Annotated in this window: 20 protein-coding genes; 7 read left to right on the top strand and 13 right to left on the bottom strand. The window is 64.7% G+C overall.

Annotation, left to right across the window (positions count from 1 at the left end):
- Positions 1 to 35: 35 nt before the first annotated feature.
- The gene (locus tag ACP7BL_RS12650; RefSeq protein WP_426258487.1) at positions 36 to 2,843 is read right to left on the bottom strand and encodes a TonB-dependent receptor; all 2,808 of its coding nucleotides are present in this window, start codon (positions 2,841 to 2,843) and stop codon (positions 36 to 38) included.
- Positions 2,844 to 3,149: 306 nt separating this feature from the next.
- On the opposite strand from ACP7BL_RS12650, the gene ACP7BL_RS12645 reads away from it, so the two are divergent.
- Positions 3,150 to 3,830, top strand: coding sequence for a response regulator transcription factor (locus tag ACP7BL_RS12645; RefSeq protein ID WP_426258486.1), 681 nt, complete (start codon positions 3,150 to 3,152; stop codon positions 3,828 to 3,830).
- Complete coding sequence (locus tag ACP7BL_RS12640) at positions 3,823 to 5,157, top strand: sensor histidine kinase (RefSeq protein WP_033966783.1); 1,335 nt, start codon at positions 3,823 to 3,825, stop codon at positions 5,155 to 5,157. The genes ACP7BL_RS12645 and ACP7BL_RS12640 overlap by 8 nt, the downstream gene beginning before the upstream one ends.
- On the opposite strand, the gene ACP7BL_RS12635 is transcribed toward ACP7BL_RS12640, so the two are convergent.
- The 3 genes from ACP7BL_RS12635 to ACP7BL_RS12625 all read right to left on the bottom strand — a co-directional run bounded on the left by ACP7BL_RS12635 (position 5,154) and on the right by ACP7BL_RS12625 (position 9,625).
- Positions 5,154 to 5,849, bottom strand: a complete 696-nt coding sequence (locus tag ACP7BL_RS12635) for a phosphatase PAP2 family protein (RefSeq protein ID WP_185867524.1) — start codon at positions 5,847 to 5,849, stop codon at positions 5,154 to 5,156. The genes ACP7BL_RS12640 and ACP7BL_RS12635 overlap by 4 nt on opposite strands.
- Positions 5,849 to 8,155, bottom strand: coding sequence for a TonB-dependent receptor (locus ACP7BL_RS12630; RefSeq protein WP_426258485.1), 2,307 nt, complete (start codon positions 8,153 to 8,155; stop codon positions 5,849 to 5,851). Before ACP7BL_RS12630 ends, ACP7BL_RS12635 begins: the two co-directional genes overlap by 1 nt.
- 117 nt (positions 8,156 to 8,272) lie before the next feature.
- The gene (locus tag ACP7BL_RS12625) at positions 8,273 to 9,625 is read right to left on the bottom strand and encodes a patatin-like phospholipase family protein (protein ID WP_426258484.1); all 1,353 of its coding nucleotides are present in this window, start codon (positions 9,623 to 9,625) and stop codon (positions 8,273 to 8,275) included.
- 138 nt (positions 9,626 to 9,763) lie between these two features.
- Between ACP7BL_RS12625 and ACP7BL_RS12620 the strand changes: the two genes are divergently transcribed.
- On the top strand, positions 9,764 to 11,569 hold the full coding sequence (locus tag ACP7BL_RS12620) for a hypothetical protein (RefSeq protein ID WP_426258483.1): 1,806 nt from the start codon (positions 9,764 to 9,766) through the stop codon (positions 11,567 to 11,569).
- On the opposite strand, the gene ACP7BL_RS12615 is transcribed toward ACP7BL_RS12620, so the two are convergent.
- The 7 genes from ACP7BL_RS12615 to ACP7BL_RS12585 all read right to left on the bottom strand — a co-directional run bounded on the left by ACP7BL_RS12615 (position 11,497) and on the right by ACP7BL_RS12585 (position 19,269).
- Positions 11,497 to 13,095, bottom strand: coding sequence for an FAD-binding protein (locus ACP7BL_RS12615; RefSeq protein WP_171010496.1), 1,599 nt, complete (start codon positions 13,093 to 13,095; stop codon positions 11,497 to 11,499). The genes ACP7BL_RS12620 and ACP7BL_RS12615 overlap by 73 nt on opposite strands.
- An 84-nt stretch (positions 13,096 to 13,179) precedes the next feature.
- The gene (locus ACP7BL_RS12610; RefSeq protein ID WP_126848732.1) at positions 13,180 to 14,046 is read right to left on the bottom strand and encodes an RDD family protein; all 867 of its coding nucleotides are present in this window, start codon (positions 14,044 to 14,046) and stop codon (positions 13,180 to 13,182) included.
- On the bottom strand, positions 14,027 to 15,073 hold the full coding sequence (locus ACP7BL_RS12605) for a stage II sporulation protein M (protein ID WP_137902647.1): 1,047 nt from the start codon (positions 15,071 to 15,073) through the stop codon (positions 14,027 to 14,029). Before ACP7BL_RS12605 ends, ACP7BL_RS12610 begins: the two co-directional genes overlap by 20 nt.
- Complete coding sequence (locus ACP7BL_RS12600; RefSeq protein WP_426258482.1) at positions 15,070 to 16,380, bottom strand: DUF58 domain-containing protein; 1,311 nt, start codon at positions 16,378 to 16,380, stop codon at positions 15,070 to 15,072. Before ACP7BL_RS12600 ends, ACP7BL_RS12605 begins: the two co-directional genes overlap by 4 nt.
- Complete coding sequence (locus tag ACP7BL_RS12595) at positions 16,377 to 17,363, bottom strand: AAA family ATPase (RefSeq protein ID WP_426258543.1); 987 nt, start codon at positions 17,361 to 17,363, stop codon at positions 16,377 to 16,379. The genes ACP7BL_RS12600 and ACP7BL_RS12595 overlap by 4 nt, the downstream gene beginning before the upstream one ends.
- Entirely contained in the window at positions 17,345 to 18,559 is a 1,215-nt protein-coding gene (locus tag ACP7BL_RS12590; protein WP_426258481.1) for a hypothetical protein, read from the bottom strand. The genes ACP7BL_RS12595 and ACP7BL_RS12590 overlap by 19 nt, the downstream gene beginning before the upstream one ends.
- Entirely contained in the window at positions 18,556 to 19,269 is a 714-nt protein-coding gene (locus ACP7BL_RS12585; RefSeq protein ID WP_171010497.1) for a DUF4129 domain-containing protein, read from the bottom strand. Before ACP7BL_RS12585 ends, ACP7BL_RS12590 begins: the two co-directional genes overlap by 4 nt.
- Positions 19,270 to 19,403: 134 nt before the next feature.
- Between ACP7BL_RS12585 and ACP7BL_RS12580 the strand changes: the two genes are divergently transcribed.
- The 3 genes from ACP7BL_RS12580 (at position 19,404) to ACP7BL_RS12570 (ending at position 23,365) form a co-directional block, all read left to right on the top strand.
- Positions 19,404 to 20,201 (top strand): hypothetical protein, encoded by a 798-nt coding sequence (locus tag ACP7BL_RS12580; protein ID WP_426258480.1) that lies wholly within the window; start codon positions 19,404 to 19,406, stop codon positions 20,199 to 20,201.
- 93 nt (positions 20,202 to 20,294) lie between these two features.
- Positions 20,295 to 20,774, top strand: coding sequence for a DUF2141 domain-containing protein (locus ACP7BL_RS12575; RefSeq protein ID WP_126848738.1), 480 nt, complete (start codon positions 20,295 to 20,297; stop codon positions 20,772 to 20,774).
- Complete coding sequence (locus tag ACP7BL_RS12570) at positions 20,771 to 23,365, top strand: MMPL family transporter (protein WP_299106434.1); 2,595 nt, start codon at positions 20,771 to 20,773, stop codon at positions 23,363 to 23,365. The genes ACP7BL_RS12575 and ACP7BL_RS12570 overlap by 4 nt, the downstream gene beginning before the upstream one ends.
- On the opposite strand, the gene ACP7BL_RS12565 is transcribed toward ACP7BL_RS12570, so the two are convergent.
- Both ACP7BL_RS12565 and ACP7BL_RS12560 read right to left on the bottom strand, forming a co-directional pair.
- Positions 23,362 to 24,357, bottom strand: coding sequence for an MlaA family lipoprotein (locus tag ACP7BL_RS12565; RefSeq protein WP_299106431.1), 996 nt, complete (start codon positions 24,355 to 24,357; stop codon positions 23,362 to 23,364). The two genes, ACP7BL_RS12570 and ACP7BL_RS12565, sit on opposite strands and share 4 nt — an antisense overlap.
- Positions 24,358 to 24,362: 5 nt before the next feature.
- Entirely contained in the window at positions 24,363 to 24,968 is a 606-nt protein-coding gene (locus ACP7BL_RS12560; RefSeq protein WP_033965811.1) for an ABC transporter substrate-binding protein, read from the bottom strand.
- A 282-nt stretch (positions 24,969 to 25,250) separates the two neighbouring features.
- On the opposite strand from ACP7BL_RS12560, the gene ispH reads away from it, so the two are divergent.
- Positions 25,251 to 26,210: a 4-hydroxy-3-methylbut-2-enyl diphosphate reductase gene (gene ispH, locus ACP7BL_RS12555; RefSeq protein ID WP_033965810.1), complete on the top strand. Its 960-nt coding sequence runs from the start codon at positions 25,251 to 25,253 to the stop codon at positions 26,208 to 26,210.
- Positions 26,211 to 26,217 lie beyond the last annotated feature (7 nt).

The following is a 26,217-nucleotide window of genomic DNA, read 5'->3' as shown; positions in this document are numbered from 1 at the left end:
CGGAGCGCCCGTCACAGACGCTCCGGTCCGTTGCCTCAGAACTTCAGCGACACGCCGGTGAAGAACGCCCGGCCATACGGGTCATAGGTCGACGGATAGGTGTTCGCCTGCTGCTGATTGCTGCCCAGGATCGGCGGCTGGCGATCGAACAGGTTGTTAACGCCCAGCGTCCAGGTGAACTTCTTCATCACGTCGAACGACAGCGTCGTATCGACATAATGATAGGCCTTGATGTGATCGACCGAATAGCTTCCCGAGTCATCATCCACTGGCGACAGATAGCGATAGAGCAGCGAGAACGTCACCGGCCCCGAGGTGAGCGTCGTGCGCGCCGATAGACGCCATTTTGCGTAAGGGTCGCCGCAATTGACGCCGAACTTGCCCGCGCAGCTGACGTTGAGATCGGGCAGCGACGCCACCGGATTGATGTCGAACGCCAGCAGACGCGTGCCGCTCAAGCGGAACGACAGGCTGCTATTCTCCGCGCCGATCTTGAGCGGCACCGAATAGCGCGCCTCAAAATCGATCCCGCGCGTCTTCGCCCCGCCGGTATTGGCCAGCAGGTTGACCGCGCCCGTGATCGCATAGCTGTTGGCATCACGCGGCAGCAGCGAACAATAAGAGCTGTTATACGCGACATAGCCGTTCCCGGCATTGCCGTAACACGCCGTGATGATGTTCGCCGTGCCCGGGGTGGAGATATAGTTCGCGATGTTGATGCGATAATAATCGACGGTCAGCGAGAAGCGCTTCAGGAAGCGCGGCTGCAGCACCGCGCCGACCGTATAAGTATTGGCCGTTTCCTCGCGCAGATTGCTGTTGCCGCCGGTGACCGAGTCGATCTGCGATCCGTTGTTGAAATCCGTTCCGAGCGCGCTGGCCCCAACGCCCGTCGCCAGGCAGCTCGCCTTGAGGTTGGCGTTCTCGATCGCGGCCTTTAGCGTGCACGGGTCGGTTGCGGTCGGGAAATCCTGGGAGGTGCCGCTATACAGATTGGCCACGGTCGGTGCCCGCACCGCGCGCGAAAACTGCCCGCGCAGGCTGATGTCGCGGATCGGCGACCAGACGAGCCCGCCCGAGAAGGTGCTCACCGATTTGGCTGCGGTGGAATAATAGGAATAGCGATACGCGCCATTGGCAACCAGGCTGTGGATGAACGGCTTGTCCGCCAGCAGCGGCACTTCGATTTCACCGTATAGCTCTTTGACGTTGTATCCGCCCGACAAGCCCTGGCTGCCGTTAAACCCGACCACGTCCCCCGACGACAGCGCTGCATCGGGATTGTAGCTGCCATATTCGTCGCGATATTCGGTACCGATCGCAATCCCTGCCGGGCCTGCGCCAAGGTCGAACAGATTGTCGTTGGTAATCGCCGCGCTCGCCACCTTCTCGGTGATTTCGCTGACGTTGCGCGTGTCGATCGAAATGAAGGCTGCGGCCGCGCTGCTGATATTGCCCGCGCCATAAATGTTGAGCGGGACACAGCCGTTGCTGGTATCCGAACAGACCAAATTGCCCGACGAATCATAGGTGGTCTTCAGCGCCTGCAACACACGCTTGCGCGATACGTTGCCGGTCTGCGTTTCGACCTGACGGGTGTGCGAATAGCTAAAATAGGCGTCATATTTCCAGTTGCCGGTAATCTCGCCTTTGGCACCGAACACGCCGCGATAGGCGGTGTTGTCGTCGCTCGAAATGCGATCGCCCACCTCGGTCATGCGGCGATAGATCGTCGCCGTCGTATAACCATCGCCATCGGTGTCCGCCGCCTTCAGCAACGCTTGCGAAGAGGATGAGAGGAACGACGAATCATTGTCGATCTGTACCGATCCGGTGAACGGCGTCGGTGCGAGCTGGTTCTTCACCTTGTTGTGGATGTACTGACCCTCGGCATAGAGCGTCAGGTGGTCGCTCACGTCATAATGCGCCTGGCCGCTGGTGAGAAAACGCTCCTGCGGCACCTGCAGATAGTTGTACGGCGCATAATTGTACGCGTCGGTCTTGGAGCTATAGGTCGAATAGCTGCCGTCGGTATTGAACTTGCGGCTGACGCCGCCAATGGCAAAGCGTGTGCCGGGAATCGAACCCGACCCCCCTGCGGAAAGGCCGCCCGCCCCATCATCGACCATGGCCTGATTCGAATAGCCGCGATCGCTCTGCAAAATCGGGTTACGCTTTGTGTAATCGACGTACAGCGTCACGTTGCCGCGACCGCCATCGAAATTGTGTCCGAGCAGCAGATTGACGTCGGCCGTCCCACCATCGCCCTGGCCGGTAATCCGATAATTGGCGTTGGCCTGGACGCCCGAGAAATTTTGCTTGAGGAGGAAATTAACCACACCCGAGACCGCGTCCGACCCATAGACCGCTGAACGTCCCCCGGTAACAAGATCGACCCGCTCGATCAGCCCGGTCGGGATGGTGTTTAGATCGACGATCTGGCTGGCGTCGTAGGAAATATAGCGTCGCCCATTGACGAGCACCAAGGTGCGCGTCGCGCCCAGTCCACGCAGGTCGGCCGTGGTCACGCCGCCACCGGGATTGTTCGAGGCAGCCGTGGTGCTCGGAACAAACTGCGGCAGATCCTTCAAGATGTTCTCAACGTTGATCTGGCCGCTCAGCGCGATCTCCTGGCTGGAAATGACCGAGATGGGCGATGCCTGCTGGAGTTCCGGGCGAGCAATGCGCGACCCGGTGACGACAATATCGACCGGGGCGTCGGCAGCGATCGCCTGATCCGTATTCGCCGCCGTCTCGGAACTTGTGCTTTGAGCTTGGGCGAACGCGGGCGTGACCACCGCCAAGGTGGTAGAAAGAAGTTTTGCAATGAGGGTGATGCGCATGGGCAAATCCAGACAAATCGGGTTGAACTCCGAATGACAAATTCGGATTTCACGAACGTCATCTGAATCTCATTGTCACATCAACAAGAAATGGCCGCATCGGACAATCAATGTCTCCTCGGTTACGTCAAAGTCACAATTTATTACATAATGTTTATCATTCTTTATTATTGTTTACATTCATTGCGACGACACGTAATTATTAAAATATTGAAGAATCGCGACCCCCTCGCAAAGCGCATATGCGGTAACGCACATTGGCATTTCACAAGCGCTTTGTCGGAGGCTTCGTATTAAAGAGCCCGCATGCACATTTTGCTCGCCGAAGACGACACCGAGACCGCGCGCTTTATCGCCGAGGGACTGACTGCGCTCGGTCACAAAGTGACGCAGGTCGCAACCGGTCCCCTGGCGCTACAGGCGGCGAGCGATGCCACCTTCGATGCCGTGATCCTGGACCGGATGTTACCGGGCCTGGACGGCCTGGAAGTACTGCGCCGCCTGCGCGCGGTCCCCAACCGGGTCCCGGTCTTGGTGCTGACCGCGCTGGGCGGCATTGCCGACCGCGTCGACGGGCTCGATGCCGGGGCCGACGATTATCTGGTCAAGCCCTTCGCCTTTGTCGAACTCGCCGCGCGGCTGAACGCACTCGCACGGCGCGTGCCCGGCCCCGAGCAAACCACCCGGATCGAGATTGGCGAGATCGCGCTCGATCTGCTGCGGCGCGAGGTGACGCGGTGCGGCAAGCCAGTCCATTTGCAACCGCGCGAATTTGCCTTGCTCGAGCAGTTGATGCGCCAAGCCGGGCGCGTGGTGACGCGCACTATGTTTCTTGAGAGCGTGTGGGGTTTTCATTTCGACCCGCAAACCAACATCGTCGAAAGCCACCTCAGCCGCCTGCGCACGAAACTGCGCGAGGGCTTCGGCGGTGACGATCCGATCGAGACGATCCGCGGCTCCGGCTATCGGATGCGCGCCGATGCGTAGAGCCAAGGCAAGCGCGGCGTATCGTATTGCCTTTACCTATTCGACGGCGTTCACCCTTGCCATCCTGCTGCTCGGCATCGCGATTTACATTGCCGCAGACGCGCAATTTCGCCGCCAGCAGGACGCCGCGTTGGTCGACGAAGCGACCGCTCTCGCGCATGAATTCAATGAAGGCGACTTACCCGAAATCCGTCGCGCCATCGCCAGACGCGAAGGCGGCAACACCATCAACGTTTATGGCTATGCGATGTTCGATCGGAACGGCCACCGCGTCGGTGGCGGCTTGAACGCCCGAAAGCCGCCAGCCGGACTGCAGGACATCGTGTTTGTCGATCCGGTCGAGGGGGCCGATCGCGCGCGTGCCTATGCTACCGATCTGACCGGCGGCTTCCGCCTGGTCGTGGCGCGCGACAGCGAGAGCATGGACGGAATCGATCGCACTATCGTGCTGATCTTCGGCGGTGCGTTCGTTCTGGTCATCGGCCTTAGCGTCATCGGCGCCTTGTTGCTCGGCGGCTATCTCCAGCGGCGGCTCGATGGCATTAGCGGCGTCGCGCGCGCCATCATGGCGGGGGACATGGCACAGCGCGTGCCGATCTCCCAGCGTCGCGACGAATTCGATGCCGTTGGATCAGCGCTCAACACCATGCTCGACCGGATCGGGCAGTTGATGGACAATCTGCGCCAGGTATCCAGCGACGTGGCACATGACCTGCGCACGCCATTGCTGCGCCTGCGCAACCAGCTCGAACAGGTCGGCCGGGTTGAGGGGGCGGCGGAACGCGCGATCGAACAGGGCGATGCCGTGCTGGCGCTGTTCGCCGCCCTGCTGCGCATAGCCGAGGTCGAGGGCGGTGCGCTGGCGCGCGGCTTCGTCGTGACCGACCTGACGCTGCTGGTGACCGAAATCGCCGAAAGTTATGCGCCGGCCTTTGCCGATGGCGGGCGCACCCTCTGCTGGTCAATCGCACCCGGCATCAAAGTGTTGGGCGACCGCGAATTGATAGCGCAAGCCCTGATCAACCTGCTCGACAACGCGTTGTTGCACACACCGGCCCGCACGCAGGTGACCGTCTCGCTCGGCGGCGACGCGCACGCCGCGACGGTATCGGTCGCCGATACCGGGCCGGGAGTGCCGCCCGGCGACCATGCCCGTATCCTCAACCGTTTCGCGCGTGGGGAGGCCAGCCGCACTACGCCCGGCAACGGGCTCGGGCTCAGCCTGGTCGCGGCGGTGACGGCCGCGCATGGCGGCACCGTCGCGGTCACCGACAATGCACCGGGCTTGCGCGTAACCCTACGATTGCCACGCGTGAGCGCGGCTTAGCCTTTGGCGACGCCGGCGGTCACCAGTTCCTGGCGTGCAGCATCAAACGCCGCGCGGAATTCCGGCTTCGCCAGCAAGCGTTCGGCGATGAGCACGCCCAGCATTTGCCCCGCGCTCACATCGCTGCGGAAATGCTGTTCGCACACGATCCGGCTCTGGCCATAGCGTGCGGCACGCGCCAGCAGCGCGTCGGCCTTTTCGGGCACCAGTCGCGCCAGCGTTTCACCCATCGAAAACGCCATCGAGGTATGCCCGCTCGGATAGCTCGACAGCGGATCGTCATTGCGCTTGCAACTCTTCAGCGCGGGATCGACGATATAGGGGCGCGGGCGCTTGAAATGATCCTTTCCGCGATCGACCGCCGCCTTCTCGCTCGCGCGTACCTGCGCCAGCAGCGCGGCAGTCGCGGGCAGCCGGTCGAGATCGAATTTGGGGCCAAGCACGCCCGCGAAGATCGTCGCGTTCTTGGTATCGCCGTCGAGTCGGGCATCGGCTTCATCGACAGCCGTGCGCGCCGCGCCCGCCGCGCGCAATTCGGCGAGTTCGGCCAGTGCCTGCAGGCTGTTGGCCGCTGGCGGCGGCGGGAGGACGAGCGCGGGGTCGAGATCCCGCGCCTCGAGCAAGGGCACCACTTTGGGCGCGGGTGCCGCAGCGACGCAGAGCGCAATTGCGGCGAGAAGGGCCCGCTTCATCAGAAGGTGTAGGTGATCTGGCCGGTGATCGCGCGGCCTGGCTGGTAATAATATTGGTCGAAGTTGAGCGGGCTGACGACACCGATGCCAGCGGTGTTCTTGCCCGTCCCGATCTGCGTCACCTTTTGCGAATTGAGCAGGTCGGTGACGTCAATTCCGACCCGGATGCGCCCGAAATCATAGCTCGTCGCCAGATTGACCGTGTTGTAGGGCGAAATGCGATAGGCATTGGCCAAGTCCGCATATTGCGGCCCGGTCCATTTGTCGGTTAGCGAGAATTTGATCGGCCCGTTCTTGTAGAGGATACCGCCAGCCGCCGTCGACATCGGGGCCTTGCCGATGATCGTGCGCGGGACGACCTTGCCCGTCACCGGGTCGGTATAGACAGTGGTCTTGGCATAGTTGCGCGACGCGTTCGCGAACACGGCCAGACCATTGCCAAAGGCATAGGTCACCTGCCCCTCGACACCCTTGTACAGCGCACCGCCGATGTTGGTGAAGATCGTGCCGAGCCCTTGACCGGACGTATCGGTGTAGCTGTAGAATTTGTTGGTGAAGTTGATGACATAGACATCCGCGTCCAGCGACAGATGGCTGCCGTGATACACCGCGCCCGCCTGATAGTTGGTCGATTTCTGCGGCACCGCGTTTGAGAAGGTCGTGTTGGCGACGTACAGCTGGCTCAGCGGCGGGGCGAGGAAGCCCTTGGCATATTGGCCGTAGATCGAAAAATTGCTGGTCGGCTGATAATTGATCGTCACGAACGGAAGATCAGCGCTGTAATTATTGGCATTACGCTGCGCATAGCGCGTCGTCTGATTGTACAGCGCATCGATCTTGCGACCGAAATCAACGTGCTTGAAGCCGGGTGTGATTTTCAGCCCTTCGATTGGGCGCAACTCGAGCTCGACGAATTCCTCGGTATGGTTGCCGCGCGACTTCTGGTCGAACTTGATATATTGCGGGGTCAACGCCCCGGGATTTAGCCCAGTCGCCGGGGCTTTTACGACTTTCTCGACATAGTTGAAGCCGCCCGTCGTCAGATCGACATCGGTCTGCTGACGATAGGTATGGCTGAATTCGAGCCAAGCGCCTGCCGTGATCGTCGCGAACGACGCAAGGTCAATCCGCACCTTGGCGATGTCCCCGAACACGCGGTATTTGTTGGTCTTGGTATAGCCCGGAATGTCGCCCGCAATCGCTTTACCATCGGCACCCGTCGTCGTGTACGCTGCGCCTGGCAGCGTGGTCACATCGTTCGCCGAGAGCGTCTCGTTATCATAATAATAGGTATACGCACGGTTCTCGAACACCGCGCCCGGCGCAAGGTTCGCTTCCAGCTTGATGATTTCGAAATCCGTCGTCTTGTCGGTATGATTGTACCCATAATATTGCGACGTCTTCGGGTCGTTGTTCAGCCCGAAATATTTTCCGTACAGAGATTGCTGATACAGTGTCGAACCGTCGCTGTCGGCCTGGTTGAAGCGATTCTTGTTATAGGTTGCGATGAAGGTCAGCTTCACGTCCGGGCCAACTGGGACGACGACTTTGCCGAATAGATTGTAATTCTGGTACTTGGAATAGCTCGTGCGGCCGTCACTATGGACGTACTGACCGCTGAACACCGCCTGCGCGCCATTGGCGAAGGTGCCGGTCTGCAACAGGCCCCGCGCAAGATAGGTATTGAAGCTGCCATAGCTGCCGACGATCTGGCCGCCAAAGTCGTCGCGCGTGGCGCGGCTGAACAGGTTGAAGGTACCGCCAAAGGTCGCCTGGCCGAGGTTGCTGGCGTTGCCCGGGCCGCGATCGACGATGAGCGTCTCGATCGTGTTCGACGGGAAGAAGGTGGTCGAATGGTGCGTCGGGTCGTTGGTGTCGCCGAACGGCACGCCGTCATACGTGATGTTATATTCGCCATCCTGGAAGCCGCGAATCTGCGCCTTCGATTCGGACAGGCCGATACCGTTATTGCCGCCATAGTTGGACACGCTCGGCGTGATCAACGCGATCTGGTTGAAATCAACCGTCGCCGGCAGCGAATCCTCGATGAACGAGCGCGACACGATCGCTTGCGGCTGCGTCGTCTTCAGCGACGCCGTAACCGGCGCGAGTTCGTTGGCTTTGGTCGCGGTGACGACGATGTCGGAGCCCTCGGCGATGTCGGTCTTGGCGGCAGGTTCGGTCTTCTGCTCGGTCGCGGCGGCAGGCGCGGTTTCGGCCGTAGCGGCGGTGGCGCAGAACGAGGCGACCAGCGCAAAGGCGCTTACGCCGAACAGACGCGAACGCGCCTCGGTGCGAATCGACATGATTTTGTTTTCCCCAACTCGGTGTCCGTCCCGGTGGGATTGGGCTATGGATCAGTCGTGACAGTTTCGTTGCAAATTGGCGTCAATTTCGAGATTGAGAAATTGTAACACAATGCGTCAGCGGTCGGGCAAGGGGCTGAGGCGCACGGCAGTCGGCTCCACGCCGGGTCCAATCCGGGTCAAAACCCGCCATGGCGGGGACCGATCGGCACGTGCCGCGCCGAACCGAGTCAGGCACGCCATGAAGCTGGGTGAGAACATCGCGTCCTTGGGTTGCTTGACGCACGACCCCGGCGGCCGATCGAAACCGTCGGCCGTCACCAAGCCGATCGACCCGGTCGGATCCGCCAGCCGCAAATCGGCAATCGACTGCACTTCCAATTGGTTGACCACGATCGCCTCGGCGCGAAGCGCAGTGGTCAGCGCATCCGCCCCTTTTTGCGGCGATGCGTCGTCGGTCAGCACCGTCGGCCCATTGCGCACGACGTACAGCATCGGCGGGGCCGGCGGGGTTGCCATGCCCTGCGACTGCGCCATCAACGCCGCCGCGCGGCCCTCGGCATAGGCCTGCGCCGCTACCATCGTTTCGAACACCGATTGCCGCACGCCGCCATCATAATAAACGCGGTCGCCCACCTTCACCTGCTGAAAAAACACCGGCATCGCCGCCGAGGCAATCGCCGCCCCGGCGATGCACTGCTGCGCTTCGGCCTTGGGCAAGGTGCGCGCCATCATCTTGATCGGCGCATAATAGAAATCGCCGTTTTCGGCATCGACGAAGCCGATAAAGGCATCGGCGCTGGCATCGGAGGCCAGCGCATCGATCATCGGGCAGCCCTTTGCCGGGTCGCCATCGACACACAAAGCGGCGAGCACCTTGCGTTTCAGGGGAGCAAGCCCCGCGATCGACCCCGTAATCACCGCCTGCCATTGCGGGTTGCGATTGACGATATCGCTCTCGCTGCCCGGCGCATAGGCCTGGCGCAGCGCGGCAAACGCCTGATCGGTGCCGACCGCAAGAAACAGCGCCTGCAATCCGCCAGTGCTGACCCCGGTAATAGTGCGGGCGCGGGGAAACTGATCGGGATGGGCGCTGCGCAACCGGTCTAGAAAGCCGACGCCGAACGCCCCCCATTGCCCGCCGCCCGACAGCAGCAGCACGGCATCTCCCGGCGGCGCGGCGATCGCCGCCTCCGGCACGCGCAGCGCTTTCGGCCGCATCGCGTTGCGCGCGCCTGCGGCAAGGCTTGCCTCAAGCGAAAAGCGGGCGCGCGGGTCGGCCGCCAGCGCTTGAACCTGGAGGCCCCCCGCGCCGGCATCTGCCTGGATATCTTCGACGAGCTGCGAACGCGGCATCTTTATGATATATTTGGTGAATTGCGGGCAATCGATATGGAGAGCGCCCCGCGTGGCGCAGCCGCCAAGCGCCAGCGCGATCGTCGCGACGAGCATTGCGCGAACCTTCAGCATGGCATGCCCCCAAACCGTTTCGGACCCATTTCGCACTTGCCGATAGACGCGACCTACGTACGATGTTTTACTGGAGTCCGAAAAACGTGAAAGCCGTCGCGGGGGCGAGGCGGAAAGCGCGACGCGGGGAACAGGGTCATGGAGAACAGGACACCGCATCGCTTGCGGTTGCTCGGTGCGTTTGGGCTGTTCGCGCCTGACGGCACCCGCCTGCAGATCACCAGCCGCAAGGGCATTGCCTTGCTCGCCCTGATTGCCCTGGCGCGCTCGGGCGAACGCTCGCGCGCCTGGCTGCAAGCGCAACTGTGGGGCGGCCGCGATCCCGATCAAGCCCGCGCCAGCTTGCGCCGAGAACTGTCCAATTTGCGGCTGGCGATCAATGGAGCCGGTGAGCCACCGCTCCTCTCCGCGGACTCCGTAAAAGTTCGGCTGGACCTCGACCGGATCGATGTCGATGTGCGCGAACTCCACACCGACGTCACCAATGTGCGTACCCCCGCCCTCGCCGATCCCGGAGAATTGCTGGAAGGCCTCGATTTGCCTGGCGAGGACGGATTCGAGGATTGGCTCCGCGAACAGCGCCAGCATGTCCGCACGCTGATTGAACATGTGCACGTGCAAGCGTGGGAGCGAGTCGCGCTATCCGATACGCCGGTATCGGCGCAAAGCGCACAAGCACCCGCCACGTCCGGGCTGGCCAACGGTTTCGCTCCCTCGTCCCGCAAGCCGTCGGTCGGGGTGATCGGGTTCAGCACCCGGTCCAGCGCCCCCGACGATATCGCGCTTGCCACCGCCTTTGCGGACGAAATCGGGGATGCGCTTTCGCGGTTCTCGACGCTGTTCGTGGTGCTGGCCGGCCCGCGCGTGGAACGCCCGCTGGATCACGGCCCGCTTTGCCGCGAACTGGGCGTGCGCTATCTGCTCGAAGGCAGCGTGCAGCGGGAAAGCGGGACCATCCGCATTCAGGTGCGCCTGACCGATGGTGTGGTGCGCGAACAGATCTGGACCCAGCACTTCGATACGGCGCTGCACGCCCTGTTCGACGTGCAGGCCGAGATCGCGGCGACGGTCGCGCAACAAATCGACTCCTCGGTCGAGATCGCCGAGCGCACGCGGGCCGCAGCACAACCGGTAACGACCGCCGATGCCTATCATCTCTATTGGCGGGCCAATGCGCTGTTCCGTCAGTGGGAACGGGCCCCGATAGAGGAGGCGATCGCGCTGGCCGGGCAAGTGCTGGTGCTGGAGCCGAACAATGCCTGGGCGAGCGCCCTTGCCGCCTTTTGCCATTCGATCACCTTCGCCTTCGGCTGGGCGGACGATCCTGCGGCGACGCGGGCGGCGGCCCTCGCTCACTATGAACATTGCCTGCGCTACGGCGACGATGATCCGTTCGTGCTCGGCTATGCGGCGGGAACGCTGGTCGGCATTGGCGGAGACATCGACATCGCCGATCAATTGATCGAGCGGGCGCTCGAGATTCACCCGGCATCGGGGGCCAGCCTGTTCTGGGGCGGGTGGGTCGACATTGCGCGTGCCAAGCCGGCGCGGGCGATCACGCGCTTCGAGCAGGCGCTGCGGATGAACCCGCGTTCGGCAGTGCGGCCGCAAGCGTTGACCGGAATAGGACTCGGCCTGCTCGCCTGTGGCGAAGTCGCGCGCGCACGGACCGCCTTGCGCGAGGCTGTGCAATATCTCCCGCACGCCCCGGTCACCCTTGCCGCGCTGGTTGTGGCGTTTACCCTCAACGGCGAGGAGCAGGAGGCGGCTCCCTACGCCATCCGCCTGCGTGCGCTGGGCGGCACGCGCAGCATCGATGCGATCATTCGCGATCCGCGGATGCGTGCGGTGCTCGACACCGCGCTGGATCGCTATGCCAGGCCCCAGGCCGACAAGGCATCGCTGCACACAACGCCCCGCATCTCGGGCGAGAGCAGCCGATAACGCGCCGCCCGCCAACGCCCGGCGCGCGAGCGGGGGTCGCTCGGCATCCCGAAGTCGCGCATCACCCGGGTGCTGGTGATGACACCCTGCTTGCCCCAATGCTGGCTGAAGGGGATGCCCTCGCGCTCCAGCGCCAGCGCCACGCACCGCGCGGCATCGGCGCTGTTAAGGGTGCGAAGCCCATCCATGTTGATCACCACCGTGTCGTCGAAACGGGTAAAGGCCATCAGCCCGGCAGCCTTGGTGACGAAGCGCAGCGTGAACACCTGGTGCCCGCCGCCATGGGTATGGAACGCATCCAGCATGGTTTTCAGCGTCGTGCTTAAATGTGCTCGCTCGATCGCATAAGCGGCATTGTACAGTTCGATTTCCCATCCGAGGATTTTCTGGCGGACATGCGGGCCATTGGCCCCGCCCCAGGTCAATTGGCGGGGGGCCACGCCCGGTGCCGGCTCGGGCTTGAACTCCTGTGCGACCAGCCACGCCACCGCCTGCGGCAAGGGCAGCAGCAAATCCTGTTCGGGCTGCGCCGCGAGCGCCCGGCCGAGCAGGTTGAGCGGTTCATGGGTCGGTTCGTGCGGAACATCGGGCAGCGCCGCCAGCCGGGCGACCACGCGATTCGGTTCGCGCTTGTAGAACAGCGTCACCAGTGCATCGTGGGCGTCACCCCGATAGCCGGCATAGGGGTGAAAGGGATCGAGAATGACCTCGATATAATAAGGCGTTTCCCGGCTTGGCGGCCACACCTCGCGCGCGAAGCCCGCATAATCGCCCGCCTGCAATTGCGCGATCGCTGCGGCTGTCAGCGGGTGCTTTACCCGTACCAGATCGACGACGAAGCCCGGCACTGCCTCCAGCAGCACGGCATTGACGACGCCGAGCCCACCGAGATGGACCAGCGTCGCCTCGAACAGGTCAGCCTCCAGCACAACATGATTGGCCAGCGTCCGCGCCGTTGCCGCCGCGAGCCAGGGCACCGGACCGCGCTCGATCCACCACGATTCGCCTGGGCCCGTTACGATATGCACCCCGCGAATGTGATTTTGGAAACCGCCATAGCTGAGCGCCGAACCGTGCACGCCCGTGCCCAGCATCCCCCCCACCGTCTGCCCGTCATGCGCGCCCGACGTGGCCAACGAGAGCGAGGGTTCCAGAAAGGCATTCAGATCATGGATCGTCGTCCCCGCATGCGCCAGCACCATGCGGTCGCGGTGCACCGCCGCCGCACCGAGATCCGCAGGATCGACACGCCAGATATGTTGCGCCAGCGTCGTCTGTGCCAGCCCGCCCGGCCCCTTGGTAATGTCGCTGAACGACCAGGCCGAACCGAGCACATTGACCGGTGCACGCTTTTGCGCCGCATGCCCCAGCACCGCGCCCAACAATTCGGCGGTCTTGCGCAGCGCCGGGATGGCCTCGCTCGGTCCAGGTCCCGGAATCAACGCCGCAGTTTCGACCTGCAGCCGATCCTGCGTGTGGTGGTAATTGCGCCAATGCGGCGTGGTGGACCAAGACAGCGAGGGCACGCGCATTCCTCCGAACACTAAGGTGCGCGCGCCTTGCCGCAAAGCTGTCCGAATCGCGTGAAAATCGGGCGGTATCGCTGCGGCTCAGGCGAATTTATCCGCACGCCGCCGCCCGACCAGCAGTCCGCGTTCAAGTCGACCGCACAAGGCAGCATAATAATCGTCGAGAAAGCCGCGATCGTCATGATCGTCCGGTAGCCCCGCCTTGCGCCGGATCGTGGCGGCGACGGTGGCGATGGCATCCTCGCGCCCGCTGCGCAGGACCTCCTCCAGCGTCTGCAACTCGTAGACGCCGTACAGATCGAGCGCGGCTTCGGGAAACACGCGCCGCGCACGTTCGCTCGCGACGACCAGATCCGCGCCAAGCTCGCCGCGCACGGTGCGCACCACCCATGTCCCGGCGAGGAGGTCGCCGATCCGCAGCCGGTCGCGGTTGAACAGCGGGAAGAACAGGAAAATGCCGCTCCACCCCAGCGCAAAGATCGTCGCGAAACTGTCCGCCAACCCCTGCACCGCTTGCGACATCAGGAAACTGAGCGGCAGGAACACTTCGATCTCGCGCATTGCGTTGCGCGCGATCACCGCCCCCCCGGTCAGCCGCGCGCCATCGCGCGCGACGACGCGCAGGCCCATCAAGCGCTTGCCTGGCGTCGCCCCGCGCCCGCCCATCTCAAACAGCGCGAACCAGCCATTGCGCAACACGAAGAAGCCCAGCAACCACAGGATCGCCAGGGCGCTTTGCTTGCTCGCCACGAACAGCAAGACGATGGCGATCGTCGCCAAGACGAGCAGAATCAACATCGCCACCGCGTCGACCATGAAGGCGGCGGCGCGGACTCCCGCCCCGCCCAGCTCGATTTGCAGATCGACGCCTTCGGGCGTGACGAAGCTGCGCCGCAGCGATTGCGGGCCCTTCGGGCGGCGCGTCCGGTTACGCCTGAACAACGCCATGGCGACCCCTCGGCAGATAGAAATACAGTAGCCAGCCAGCCAGCATCGCCAGCCCGATCGCATAGCGCGACAGATCGGCGGTAACCGTCTGCCGCCCGATCCCTTCCAGCACCCCGGCCACCGCCAGCATCACCACCGTGCCCGCCATCACCGTCGCCCCGCTTTTGCCCGCCGCCACCGCCGCATCCATCCGCGCCTGGCGTCCGGGAAAGGCGATCGCGGTGCCGATGCGGAACCCCGCCGCCCCCGACAGGATGATCGCGAACATTTCGGTGGTGCCGTGGATCATGATCCAGCCAATGAAGCCGAAGCCCAGCCCCTTGGGCGCGAACACCGCGAGAAACGCACCCAAAGTCAGGCCGTTATAGACGATCAGCAACACCGTCGGCACGCCAAAGGCAAAGCCCAGCGCAAAAGCGAAAATCGCAATCTGCGCATTGTGGGTGAACAGGAAGGCGGCAAAGGTCGCCAGCGCATCCTGATCCTTAGTATTGTACAAAGTCTGGCGCAGGCTTTCGACCGAGGCCGATGGATCGCGCCCCTGCGCCATGCCATCGCCGACGATGCCGAAGAACCAGCTCGGATCGCCGCGCACCAGCACATAGCCGACCACTGCCGCCGCCACCGTCAGCAGAAAGGCGACCAAAGTCTCGCGCCAGATCGAACGGATCGCGGCGGGCCAGGCATTGCGGAAGAAGCGCGCCAACTGGCTCAGCGCCGAACTCGGCACGCCGTAAAGCTGGAAATACGCACGGGTGCAGAGCTGTTCGAGATAGACGATCAGCGCGCGGTCGAGCGAAGTTTCGCGCGCCACCGCCAACGACGACAGCGCCGAGCGATACAGCAAGGGCAGCGCGAGCAAATCCTCATCCTGAAGCGCGCGCACCGAGCGACGCTCGATCCGCGAGATGAGAGACTCCAGCCGTTCCCAATCGGCCGCATGGGCGGCGCGGAAGCGGCTGGCATTGACCAGCACCGGTTGCGGCGGCGCGAACGCAGAAACAGCGGCGGGGGCGATGTCCGTCACAACAGGTTCCTCCGCTTCAAATCGACATAACCCGCGACGAGCCGCTCGCCGACGCGATCATGCTCGGCCTCGATCACATGCACCCCCAGATGCTGCAAGCGGGTGAGCACCAGCTTGCGGTCGCGCAACAGCGCCGCCGCCGTCACCGCGCGCGTCACATCGTCGGCAGTGACCGGAGCCGCATCGGCGATGCGCTCCAGCTCCTCGTCGCGCAGCACCACGACCAGCAGCAGATGCGTGCCGACGATCCGCGCCGCCGCGCGCACCATGAAATCGGCAGAGGTCAGATCGGTGAATTCGGTGAACAGCACGATCATCGAACGCCGCGTCAGCCGTGCCGCGAGCGTGGTCAGCGCGAAGGTGTAATTGGTTTCCTCGCCGCTATACTCGATCGCCGCCGCCAGCCGTTGCAAATTGGCAAAGGCGGGCATCCCCGACACCACCCCGCTGGCGATGCGGGGCCGCGAATCGAAGGCGTGCAGCGCGACGCGGTCGCCCAGCTTCAGCGCAACCCACGCGGTCAGCAACATCGCCGAGACCGCACGATCGATGCGCGGCAGTCCGGCGACCGGCTCGCACATTTGCCGCCCGGCATCGACCGCGAACACGATCTGGTTGTTGCGCTCGGTACGAAATTCCTTGGCGTGGAGCTTGGTCTGGCGCGCCGACTGCTTCCAGTCGATCGCGCGGCGGTCCATGCCGGCGCGAAACTCGACCAGCGCCTCGAAATCGGCCCCGTCGCCGCGCTCGACCTGGGCGATCAGGCCCTGCAGCGCGTGCCGCTGGAAAATCTGCGCGCCGCGATCATGCAGCGGGCGGATGTCGGGCAGGATCGGCAGGCTAGTGGCCGTCGCAATCACCCGCTGCTGCCACGCCAGCCCGAGCGGCCCGCGCCAGCGCAACCACAACTGCTCGAACCGCGCCGTCCCGCGCCGCACCGTTGCCAGCGGCAGGACCGCCGCGCCGCGACCGTCCCGAAGCGCGATCCACATCCGCCCGTCATTTTCAAGCGTCACCAGCGGCCCTGGCGCAAGCGCGACTTCGGCGCTGGCGGGCACGCGCGCCCCGTCGAGAGCGACGCTGACCACCGCCTCCACGGTCGCGCCGACCGAGGCGCTTGGCGGCACGCTGATCTTGGCGGTGCCCGCGCGCCGCCCGGCCAGCGCATCGACGGCGGTCATCACCAATATGGCGATCGGCCAGGCGAGCCCGACGAACCAGCGCCCGGGCATCGCCACCGCCAGCAGCAAGGCGACCGGCGCCCCCGCCGCCGCCGCCAGCACCGCCGTGCGCGTCGGGTAGATCACCGTGGCGCTTCGATTGTTTCGATGATGCTGGCGACGACATCTTCGATCGCGCGCCCGTCAATCTCGGCGGCGGGCGACAGGATCAGGCGGTGGCGCAGCAGCGCCGGGGCCAGCGCCTTCACGTCGTCGGGGATGACGAAATCACGCCCGTCGATCGCCGCGCGGGCGCGCGCCGCGCCCGCCAGCATCGCGCCCGCACGCGGGCTCGCGCCGCTTTGCAGATCGGCGACACCGCGCGTGCCGCGGATCAGCGCGGCGATATAATCGATCACCTCGTCGACCAGCCGCACCTGCCCGACTACCGCGATCGCATCGGCAATGGCGGCGGCATTGGCGACGGCCGCAACGCCCCATTCGGCAGGCTCCATCGCATGGCCGTGCGCGCCATGCGTGGCGATGATGCGGCGCTCCTCGGCGGCACTCGGATAATCGACGATCTGCTTGAACAGGAAGCGGTCGAGCTGCGCCTCCGGCAGTGGATAGACGCCCTGCTGTTCGATCGGGTTCTGGGTCGCCACCACCATGAAGCGTTCGCCAAGCGACAGGCTCTCGCCGTCGATCGTCACCGTGCGCTCCTGCATTGCCTCCAGCAACGCCGCTTGCGTCTTGGGCGGGGTGCGGTTGATTTCATCGGCCAGCAGCAGATCGGTGAAGATCGGCCCGCGCGTCAGCGTGAAGGTGCTGGTCTGGAAGTTGAACAGATTGGCACCGATAATGTCGCCCGGCATCAGATCGGGCGTGAACTGGATGCGCCCGAAATCGAGCCCGATGACGCGCGCAAAACTGCGCGCGAGTAGCGTCTTGGCGGTGCCCGGCGGTCCTTCGAGCAGGACATGCCCGCCCGCAAACAGCCCGACCAGCAGGACCTCGACGGTCTGTTCCTGCCCGACCACCGCCTTGCCGATCTCGCCGCGAATGGCCTGGGCCAGCGCCGCGACGTCCTCGACTGTCGTGATTGCACCCGTCACCGTGTCTTCTCCCATAACCATCGATGCAGCGCCTGCGCCGCCTGAAGCATATCGCGCGGGTCGCGCGCGGCACGCGCCTGCTCGGCCAGATCCGAAAAACGCGCGCGATCGGTAAGGCCATCGAGATGCGCATCGAGCGCGCCATCGCGCAGCCGCGCGGGCACCCCGAACACACCCACCGCGCGCTCGCGCACCAGATCGACATAGCGCGCGCCCAACGCACCTTGCCGCCGCGCCTTGCGGACCAAAGCGGCGGCATTGTCGATCAGCGCGGTCTTGCCGAACGCAATCGCGCGCTCGCGCCGCCGTGGCGCGCCGAACCGCGCGGTCGCCTGGATGCCGGCGAGCAGCACCGCCGCCGCGACCGCCAACGTCATCGCAAGGAAGGGCGGCTCGAACGCCAGCTTGAGCGGCGTCCGCGACCGGCCAAAGCCGTTCAGCGTCACGTCGAACAGCACCGATTTTGCGCCCGTCGCATTGAGAAAATCGAGCAACGCCAACGCCGACCGCGCCTGTTTCGGGTCCCGCATCGCAATGTTCGACAGCAAATCGGGGTCGGCCAGCACATAGAACGGATGCTCGCCAATCTGGCCGAGCACGATCCCGCCCTGATCGTCGGTAATCAACGGCTTGAGATCGGCCCCCGCCATCGTTTGTAACGGGCGTGGCGCGGCAAAGTGCACGTCGGCGGGCATCCAGGACAGCCCAACCAACGGCCGCCCACCGCTCGGATGCCGCGCAATCTTCAGGTCATTCTTGGGGGCGAGCACACCCTCGGGCTCGAACGTCGGCTGCAGCCCGCGATAGCGCACCCACCCCGAATGCTCGGTATCGGCGACGGTGCGCCATTTGGGCAGGATCACCAGCGTCGGCTTGAGCGCGCGCTGTTCGATCACCTTGCTCATGTCGGTTCGCCCGGTCTCGGGCGTCAGCACCACCAGATCCTCGGTATCGAGCGCGCGCACGTCGCGCACGATCTGCGCACCACGCCCGGTCGCCTGCGCCAGCTGCACGATCCCGCTAAACCCCGTGGCTGCATTCGACAGCGCGTGCGCCCCGCCATTGCGGCCCGAGCGCAGATCGGGCGCATAGGCCCCGAGCACCAGCATCCCAAGGAACAAGGCGATCCCCGCCGCCACGACGATGCCAACCGTGCGCACGGAGAACCCGCCCGAGGTCGCCCCTGCAGTGCCGATCGCGATGTCGCTCATCCGCGCCACGTCCGGGGCAACGCGAAATCGGCATAAGCCGCGCGCGCGCTCTGCCAGTCATCGGCGGCAACAGGGCGTCCCCCGAACAGGCTGCGCTCGACCAGGCGCGCAATCCCCGCAAACAGGCCGCGCGCCGATGGCGGAATCGCGTCGGACGCGCTGAGTTCGCGACTGGTCAGCGCCGGGCGCACCAATTGCGGGCGACGCCGGGCGATGTCGTCGATCGAGCGGAACAGCAAATGGTGCACCGCCTCGGCATAGCGCCCCGCCGCCGCCAGCGCATCGGCCTCGCGCAGCCATTCACGCACCGGTGCCGCCTCCGGCTCCCACCCGGCTTCACCTTCGGGCATGATCGCCGACGGACGGGCGCGGCGAAAGCGCGGCAAGCGCCATTCGCCGTAGCGGATGCGCTGATAGGCCGCCCACAACACCGCCGCGACGGCCACTGCCAACACCGCCCATAAGAAGATCTTGGCATAAGGCCAGTTGGGAAAGAGCCCGTCCAGCCACGCGAAAAAACGTCCAATCGGGGCAAGCACCTGCTGCAGCCATTTGCCAAACTGAATCAGCCACAAGGGCGGCGCGGGCGGCGGCGGCGCGGGGAGCAGCGTGAACTGAATCGTCGAATCGGCTTTGAGCGCCGCATGGGCCGCAGCGAAACGGTCGGTAGCGGTTGCCACCTGCTGCGATGTACCCCCGCTCACTGTCATTCCCCCGGCAGCATGGGTCGCTACCCCCCTCAAACTAAACCAACTCTTCCTTCGCGCAATCGGCAAATTGCGCTGGACGAAGCGGATCGCATCCGCCACCCTGACAACGGTCTAGGGTCGGGGGATACGCAGACATGGCGACTATCGCAGCAGCATCGGACCGTCGCATGTCGATTGGCCGGGTTTTCAACCGCGCTTTCGCAACAATCGGTGCCAATCCGCTGACAATGTTCGGCATTTCGTTCCTGTTCGGAGCGTTGCCGAGCGTTATCCTCAAGGCTCTCCTGCAAAGCCCACGGGCGACACAGACGCTGCCGTTCGACTCCACCACGCTCCTGCTGACGGCGGGCGTGGCGCTGTTGACACTGGCTTTCAACTTTCTGGCGCAAGGCGCGCTGGTCCGGGCGACGGTCGCCTATAGCGACGGGCAGCCCGTCGGCTTCGCCGAATCCGCGCTTGCCGGATTGCGCAAAATCCTGCCGCTCTTTGGGTTGGCGATCTTGCTCGGGCTGATCGTGATCTTCGGGTTGGCCTTGCTGATTGTGCCGGGCGTCATCCTTTACGTGATACTGTCGGTCGCCACCCCCGCCTTGGTCGAAGAAAATTCGGGCATTTTCGGCGCATTCGGACGCAGCGCGGCACTGACCAAGGGTGCGCGCTGGAACATCTTCGCGCTCGAGCTGGTCGTGCTGGTGATCTACTGGATCATTTCGGCGGTGGTCGGCGTGCTCTTCCTCGCGCTGATCGGCTTCCAAAACTTGGCCAATGCCGCGCAGGGCCAGGGCCTGTCGATCGGGCTTATTGCGGTCAGCGCGGTATCGTCCACGCTGGTGATCACGATCATCTCGACGATCCAGACCTCGCTCTATGTCGAACTGCGCAACTGGAAAGACGGCCCTGCCGCGGAAGCGCTGACCGATATCTTCGGCTAAGGCGCTTCAGCGCGCGTTCACCGTGAATCGGCTTAGCACGCGGCGTTGGCCGGTGGTTCCAATCCGGCCCTGATCTGGTCTAAGGGCCCCGCCATGAATCGCATCCTCTCCGCCCTGCACCCGCATCCTTTTTGGTCGCGGCTTGCGCTATTTCCGCTCGCCATGCTCGCGCTCGGCGCGGGCGCGCCCAGCGGCGTGCTGCATGTCGCGGTGGACAATGTCCGTGCCCGCACCGGGCGCGTGCATGTCGATCTGTGCACCCAGGCGCAGTTTCTGAAGGATTGCCCGACCTCGGCCGATGCCCCCGCCCGGATCGGGCAGACGACGGTGACGCTGACCGGCCTGAAGCCCGGCCGCTATGCCGCGCAGGTGTTTTACGACCAGAATGGCAATGGCAAGATCGACCGCGCGCTGTTCGGCATTCCCAAGGAAGGCGTCGGCTTTTCCAACGATGCCAAGATCCGCCTGGCCCCACCGAAATGGGAGGAAGCGGTGTTCGACTATGACGGGCAGGAACAGACGATCCGCCTGAAATTGCGCTATTTCACAGGCCCGGACGCGCCCAAGCAGTGATTGCGCACCGCATCCAGCAACTCGTCGCGCTTGGCGTCAAGCGGCCGTTCGCGGTGCTTGCGGTGTGCCTCGCGCTGGTCGCAGGCGCGGCGCTCTATGCCGCCAGCCATTTCGCGATGACGACCGACACCGCGGCGCTGATCTCCCCCAAGATCGCGTGGCGGCAGAATGAGAAAGCGGTCGAGACCGCCTTTCCGCAACTGTCCGACGTGCTGCTGGTAATCGTCGATGGCAAAACGCCCGAACTGGCCGAAGCCGCCACCGCGAAATTGTCCGCCGCGCTCGCCGAAGACACCCGCCATTTCCGCACGGTGCAGCGCCCCGATGGCGGCGCGTTCTTCGATCGCGAGGGGCTGCTGTTCGGCTCGACCGCGTCGGTAAAAGCGTCCACCAAGGCCTTGATCGACGCGCAGCCCTTGCTCGGTCCGCTCGCTGGCGATCCGTCGTTGCGCGGCATTGCCGGCGCGTTCTCGACGATGCTGACCGGCGTCACCAACGGCGATGTGCCGCTATCGCGGATCGACCGCCCGATGCGGACGATGGCGGCTGCGCTGGAAACTTCGGCGGTAGGCAAACCCGCTTATTTCTCGTGGCAGCAGCTCTTTGCCGAGCCCGGCGCGGGGGCCGCGCCGCCGCTGCGCCGCCTGATCCTCGCGCAGCCCAAGCTCGATTATGGCGCGCTCCAGCCCGGCGAGGACGCCGTTGCCGCGATCCAGGCGCAGGCGGCGAAGCTCGGTCTCGACCAGGCGCATGGGGTGACCGTGCGCACCACCGGCGAAGTGCCGCTGGCCGACGAGGAATTCGCCACGCTCGAGGAGAATATCGGCTTTGTCGGGCTGGTGATGGCCGCCGCGATGCTGGTGACTTTGTGGTTCGCCACCCGGTCGGTGAAGATCGTCGCAGGAATCGTGGTAACGATCGTCGCCGGGCTGGTGGTGACGACCGCGCTTGGCCTGCTCGCGGTCGGGGCACTCAACCTCATCTCCGTCGCCTTCATCCCGCTGTTCGTCGGATTGGGCGTCGATTTCGGCATCCAGATCGCGGTGCGCTTCAATGCCGAGCGGCTCGACGGGGCCGATACCGGCACCGCGCTGCAACGCGCAGCGGTGGCGCTCAGTGCGCCGCTTGCGCTGGCGGCGGGGGCGGTGTTCCTCGGCTTCGGCGCGTTTTTGCCGACCGACTATATCGGCATTGCCGAACTCGGCATCATTGCCGGGCTGGGCATGGTCGTCGCGCTGATCGCCAGCGTCACGCTGCTCCCGGCGATACTGATGTTGCTCAAGCCCGGCGCGCCCCGCCGCGAAGTGGGTTTTGCCGAAGCCGCCCCCATCGATCGCTGGCTGCATACCCACCGCAAGACGGTGTTGTGGGCGTTCGGACTGTCGATGGCGGGCAGCATCGCCTTGCTGCCCTTCGTCCAGTTCGATTTTAATCCGCTCCACTTGCGCGCCAAAGACGGCCCGGCGATGCGCGCGCTAAACGATCTGATGCGCGACCCGCTGCGCACCCCCAACACGATCAACCTGCTCGCGCCCAATGCCGACGCCGCCAAGGCCTTGGCCGAGAAGCTGAGCGCACTGCCCGAAGTGGCGGAGGCGGTGTCGGTCGACAGCTTCGTCCCTGCCGATCAGGAGACCAAGCTCGCTTTGGTGCAGGATGCGTCGCTCCTGCTCGACGCCACGATCAACCCGTTCGACGTGACGCCACCGCCAGACGATGCCGACTCTGCGGCGGCGCTGGCGCGCACCGCCGCCGAATTGCGCGCGGTCGCTGCCAGCCACCCTGGCCCCGCTGCGGAAAGTGCGCGTCGACTGGCCACCGCCTTTGCACGCCTGGCCGTCGGCACACCGCACGACCGCGCCCGCGCGACGACGTTGCTGGTGACTCCGCTGGATACGATGCTCAACCAGATCCGCGCCACACTGCAAGCCGAGGCGGTGACGCGCGCCACGCTGCCGCCGGAAATCGCCGGAAACTGGATCGCCAAGGATGGCCGCGCGCTGGTGCAGGTATTCCCGAAGGGCGACAGCAACAACAACGCCGTGCTGCGCCGCTTCACCAAGGCGGTGCGCACTGTCGCGCCGGATGCCAGCGGCTTGCCCGTGGCAACGCAGGAAGCGGCGGGAACCGTCGCCTGGGCATTCGTCGAGGCCGGGCTTCTCGCGCTCGCGCTCGTCAGCGGCCTGCTGTTCCTCGTGCTGCGCGACATCAAGGAGGTGGCCTTCACCCTCGCGCCCGTCGTGCTCTCGGGTTTCCTGACACTGGGCAGTTGCGTGCTGATCGGTCAGCCGATCAACTTCGCCAACATCATCGCCTTTCCCTTGCTGTTCGGGGTCGGCGTCGCCTTCCACATCTATTTCGTAATGGCGTGGCGCGGTGGCGCGACCGATTTGCTGCAATCCAGCCTCGCCCGCGCAGTGCTGTTCAGCGCGCTGGCAACGGGCAGCGCGTTCGGCAGCCTGTGGCTGTCGCACCATCCGGGCACGGCAAGCATGGGCAAGATCCTGATGATTTCGCTCGCCTGGACCCTGGTGTGCGCGTTGATCTTCGAACCGGCCCTGCTCGGGCCGCCGCGCCCGAAAAAGGGTTAGGGCGCGGGGCTTGGCTGTGCGGGAGCGCTGGGTGCCGCCGACTTTTCGTCGGAGGGCGGAGCCGGGTCGGCTGGGAGGTCGTCGGTAGCAGGCTTGGCCGACCCAGCGGATGCGGATGCAGCGGGCACCGCCTCCGTCGCGCCGGGATCGTTCAAGGGATCGTCGAGCGGGCTGCTCGTTTGCTTGGTGCCGTGGCGCAGTTCCGCGATGGTCGCCGCGCGGTCCTGCAAAAAGGCCGACCGCAAGGTCGCATAGGGGTCCACCGCCGCGCCCAACAGCGCCTTCAACTCCGCATCGGATTCTGCGCGCAAATCTATCCCGGTGAGCCCGGCTTGGGCCGCCTGATATTCGGCACGATCGAACGGCGTGCCGACGGTGAGGGGCAGCACGGATCCCTCGCCGACCCCGGCCCCGAAGTCGCGCAGCGTATTGGGGCCGACCAGCGGCAGGAAGATATAGGGCCCCGGCCCCACCCCATATCGACCCAGCGTGTTGCCGAAGCTGTTGTCATGATGCGGCAGGTTGAAATCGGACGTCTTGGCGACGTCCAGCAACCCGCCAATCCCGATGGTGGAATTGACCCCGAAACGGGCCAGCGTCCTGATCGCGCGTTTGGGCTTCAACTGCAGCAGGTCGTTGGCGAAAACGAGCGGCTCGCCGACGTTGGAAAAGACATGGCGGATGCCGGTGCGCACCACCTTGGGCACAATCTTTTTATACGCCATCGAGACCGGACGCAGGAAGATCCGGTCCAGAAACTGATGGATCGAGAACATCACACGATTGAAGCCTTCGAGCGAATCGCCCTTGGCATGGTGATGATGACGCACGGACGCCTGCCCGGCGGTGACGGGGGCAAGCGCCACGACGGGCGGCGTCGCCTGCCCCCCCGCCGCCACCGGCGCGGGTGCCGACTGCGGTGCAGCCGTGACGGGCGCGGCCAGCAGCGCGATCGCCACCGCCAGCGCGCTGGTCGTCGATCGAATCGTCACCCGGCTTAGCGCCCGCCTTTGGCGGCCAAGTCGTCGAGATGCGCGATCAGGGCCTTGGCACCGCCTTTGGCGAAAACACTCGCGAAATCGGCGCGCCGCGTCGCCAACTGGCTGATCGCATTCTTGTAATAGACATCCACGATCTTCCACTTGCCGCCGCTCTGTCGCAAGCGATAGCCGATCGGGACCGCGTCCCCCTTCGGCGCGGAAAGCGTCGTCCGTACCAGCTTGTCTGTTCCCCGCGTCTCGACGCGGGGGTCGATGCTGAAACTCTCACCGCCATAGGTGCTGAAGTTCGAGGCATATTGGGCAACCGTCATGCGGCGCATCGCCGAAACCAGCGTGGCCTGGTCGCCGGGGGCCACCTTTACCCAATCGGGCCCCACCGACAGCCGCGTGATCAGGCCGATGTCGAAGGTCTGGTCGACGACTGGGCCGATCCGCGCGATTCGGCCTTGCGTGCCGAGCGCGCTGCCGCCCTTCATGATCGTCAGCAATCCATCGTTCAGGGTCTGGACGGGGGCCCGCGCCGGATCGGTGGCTTGCGCGGCAAGCGGAACCGCGCTGCACAATGCCACCATCGGCACGACGTATCGCAGGGAGAAAATCATCGAAAGCTCCTATTGGGACATTTGGCGATGACCCAGGTAGTTGGTCTGGCCGTTATCACCGCAACGGCCCTAGCACAAACCGCTGTAGCGCCGATGAACGCTTTAGGCGCTATCGGGTGCCCGGCCGGGAAACCACCCACCCGAAGATATAGGTTTTCCTGCTTTCTTTATGCTGCGACGCCGCTAGAATAAGCGGCCGGGAGGCATACATGACGGATCCGTGTGCGTGCCCTCCGGCCCCGCGCCCGGTTTTCGGCATTTGAGCGGACGGAAGGACAGTTTTTGCAAGTAATTTTGGCCAACCCGCGCGGTTTCTGCGCAGGCGTCGTACGCGCGATCGAGATCGTCGAGCGCGCGATCGACCGCTACGGCGCGCCGGTCTACGTCCGCCACGAAATCGTCCATAACCGCCACGTCGTGGACACGCTGCGCGCAAAAGGCGCGGTGTTCGTTGAAGAACTGTCGGACGTGCCCGAGGGCGCGATGACGGTGTTCAGCGCGCACGGCGTCGCCCGTACCGTCGAGGAAGAGGCCAAGGCGCGCAAGCTGCCGGTGTTCGACGCGACGTGTCCGCTGGTGACCAAGGTGCATTTGCAGGGTCGGCGTTATGCCAAGGCCGGGCGGACGCTGGTGATGATCGGGCATGAAGGCCATGCCGAAGTGATCGGCACGCGCGGCCAAGTCGATGCGCCGGTCCATCTCGTCTCGACCGAGGCCGATGTCGCTGCGCTCGACATCCCCGAGGATGCCGAGATCGCCTATATAACCCAGACGACGCTGAGCGTGGACGACACCAAGAATGTGATCGCCGCGCTGGCGAAGCGCTTCACCAACCTGATCGGGCCCGACGTTTCCGAAATCTGCTACGCAACGCAGAACCGCCAGAGCGCGGTGCGCGATCTCTGCAAGGTGGCCGATCTGCTGCTGGTGGTGGGCTCCGAAAACAGCTCCAACTCCAGCCGTCTGCGCGATCTCGGGCAGGATGAGGGCTTGCCGAGCTATCTCGTCGCCGATGGCAGCGCGATCGATCCGGCGTGGTTCGCGGGCGTCGAGCGCGTTGGCCTCACTGCAGGCGCGTCCGCGCCGGACGAGCTGGTCGACAGCGTGATCGCGGCGCTGCGCAAACTTGGTCCGGTCGAGGTGACACAGCTGGCAGGCGTCGAGGAATCGCTCGAATTCGGTCTGCCGCGTGAGTTGCGCGACCCGCCTGCAACTTCCCAACAGCGCGTTTTGAGCGCATAGGAACCCC

Source organism: Sphingomonas sp. DC1600-2, assembly GCF_049897605.1.
Taxonomy (GTDB): domain Bacteria; phylum Pseudomonadota; class Alphaproteobacteria; order Sphingomonadales; family Sphingomonadaceae; genus Sphingomonas.
Note: the sequence above shows the minus strand (reverse complement) of the source record. Positions and strands in the feature narration are given on the sequence as shown.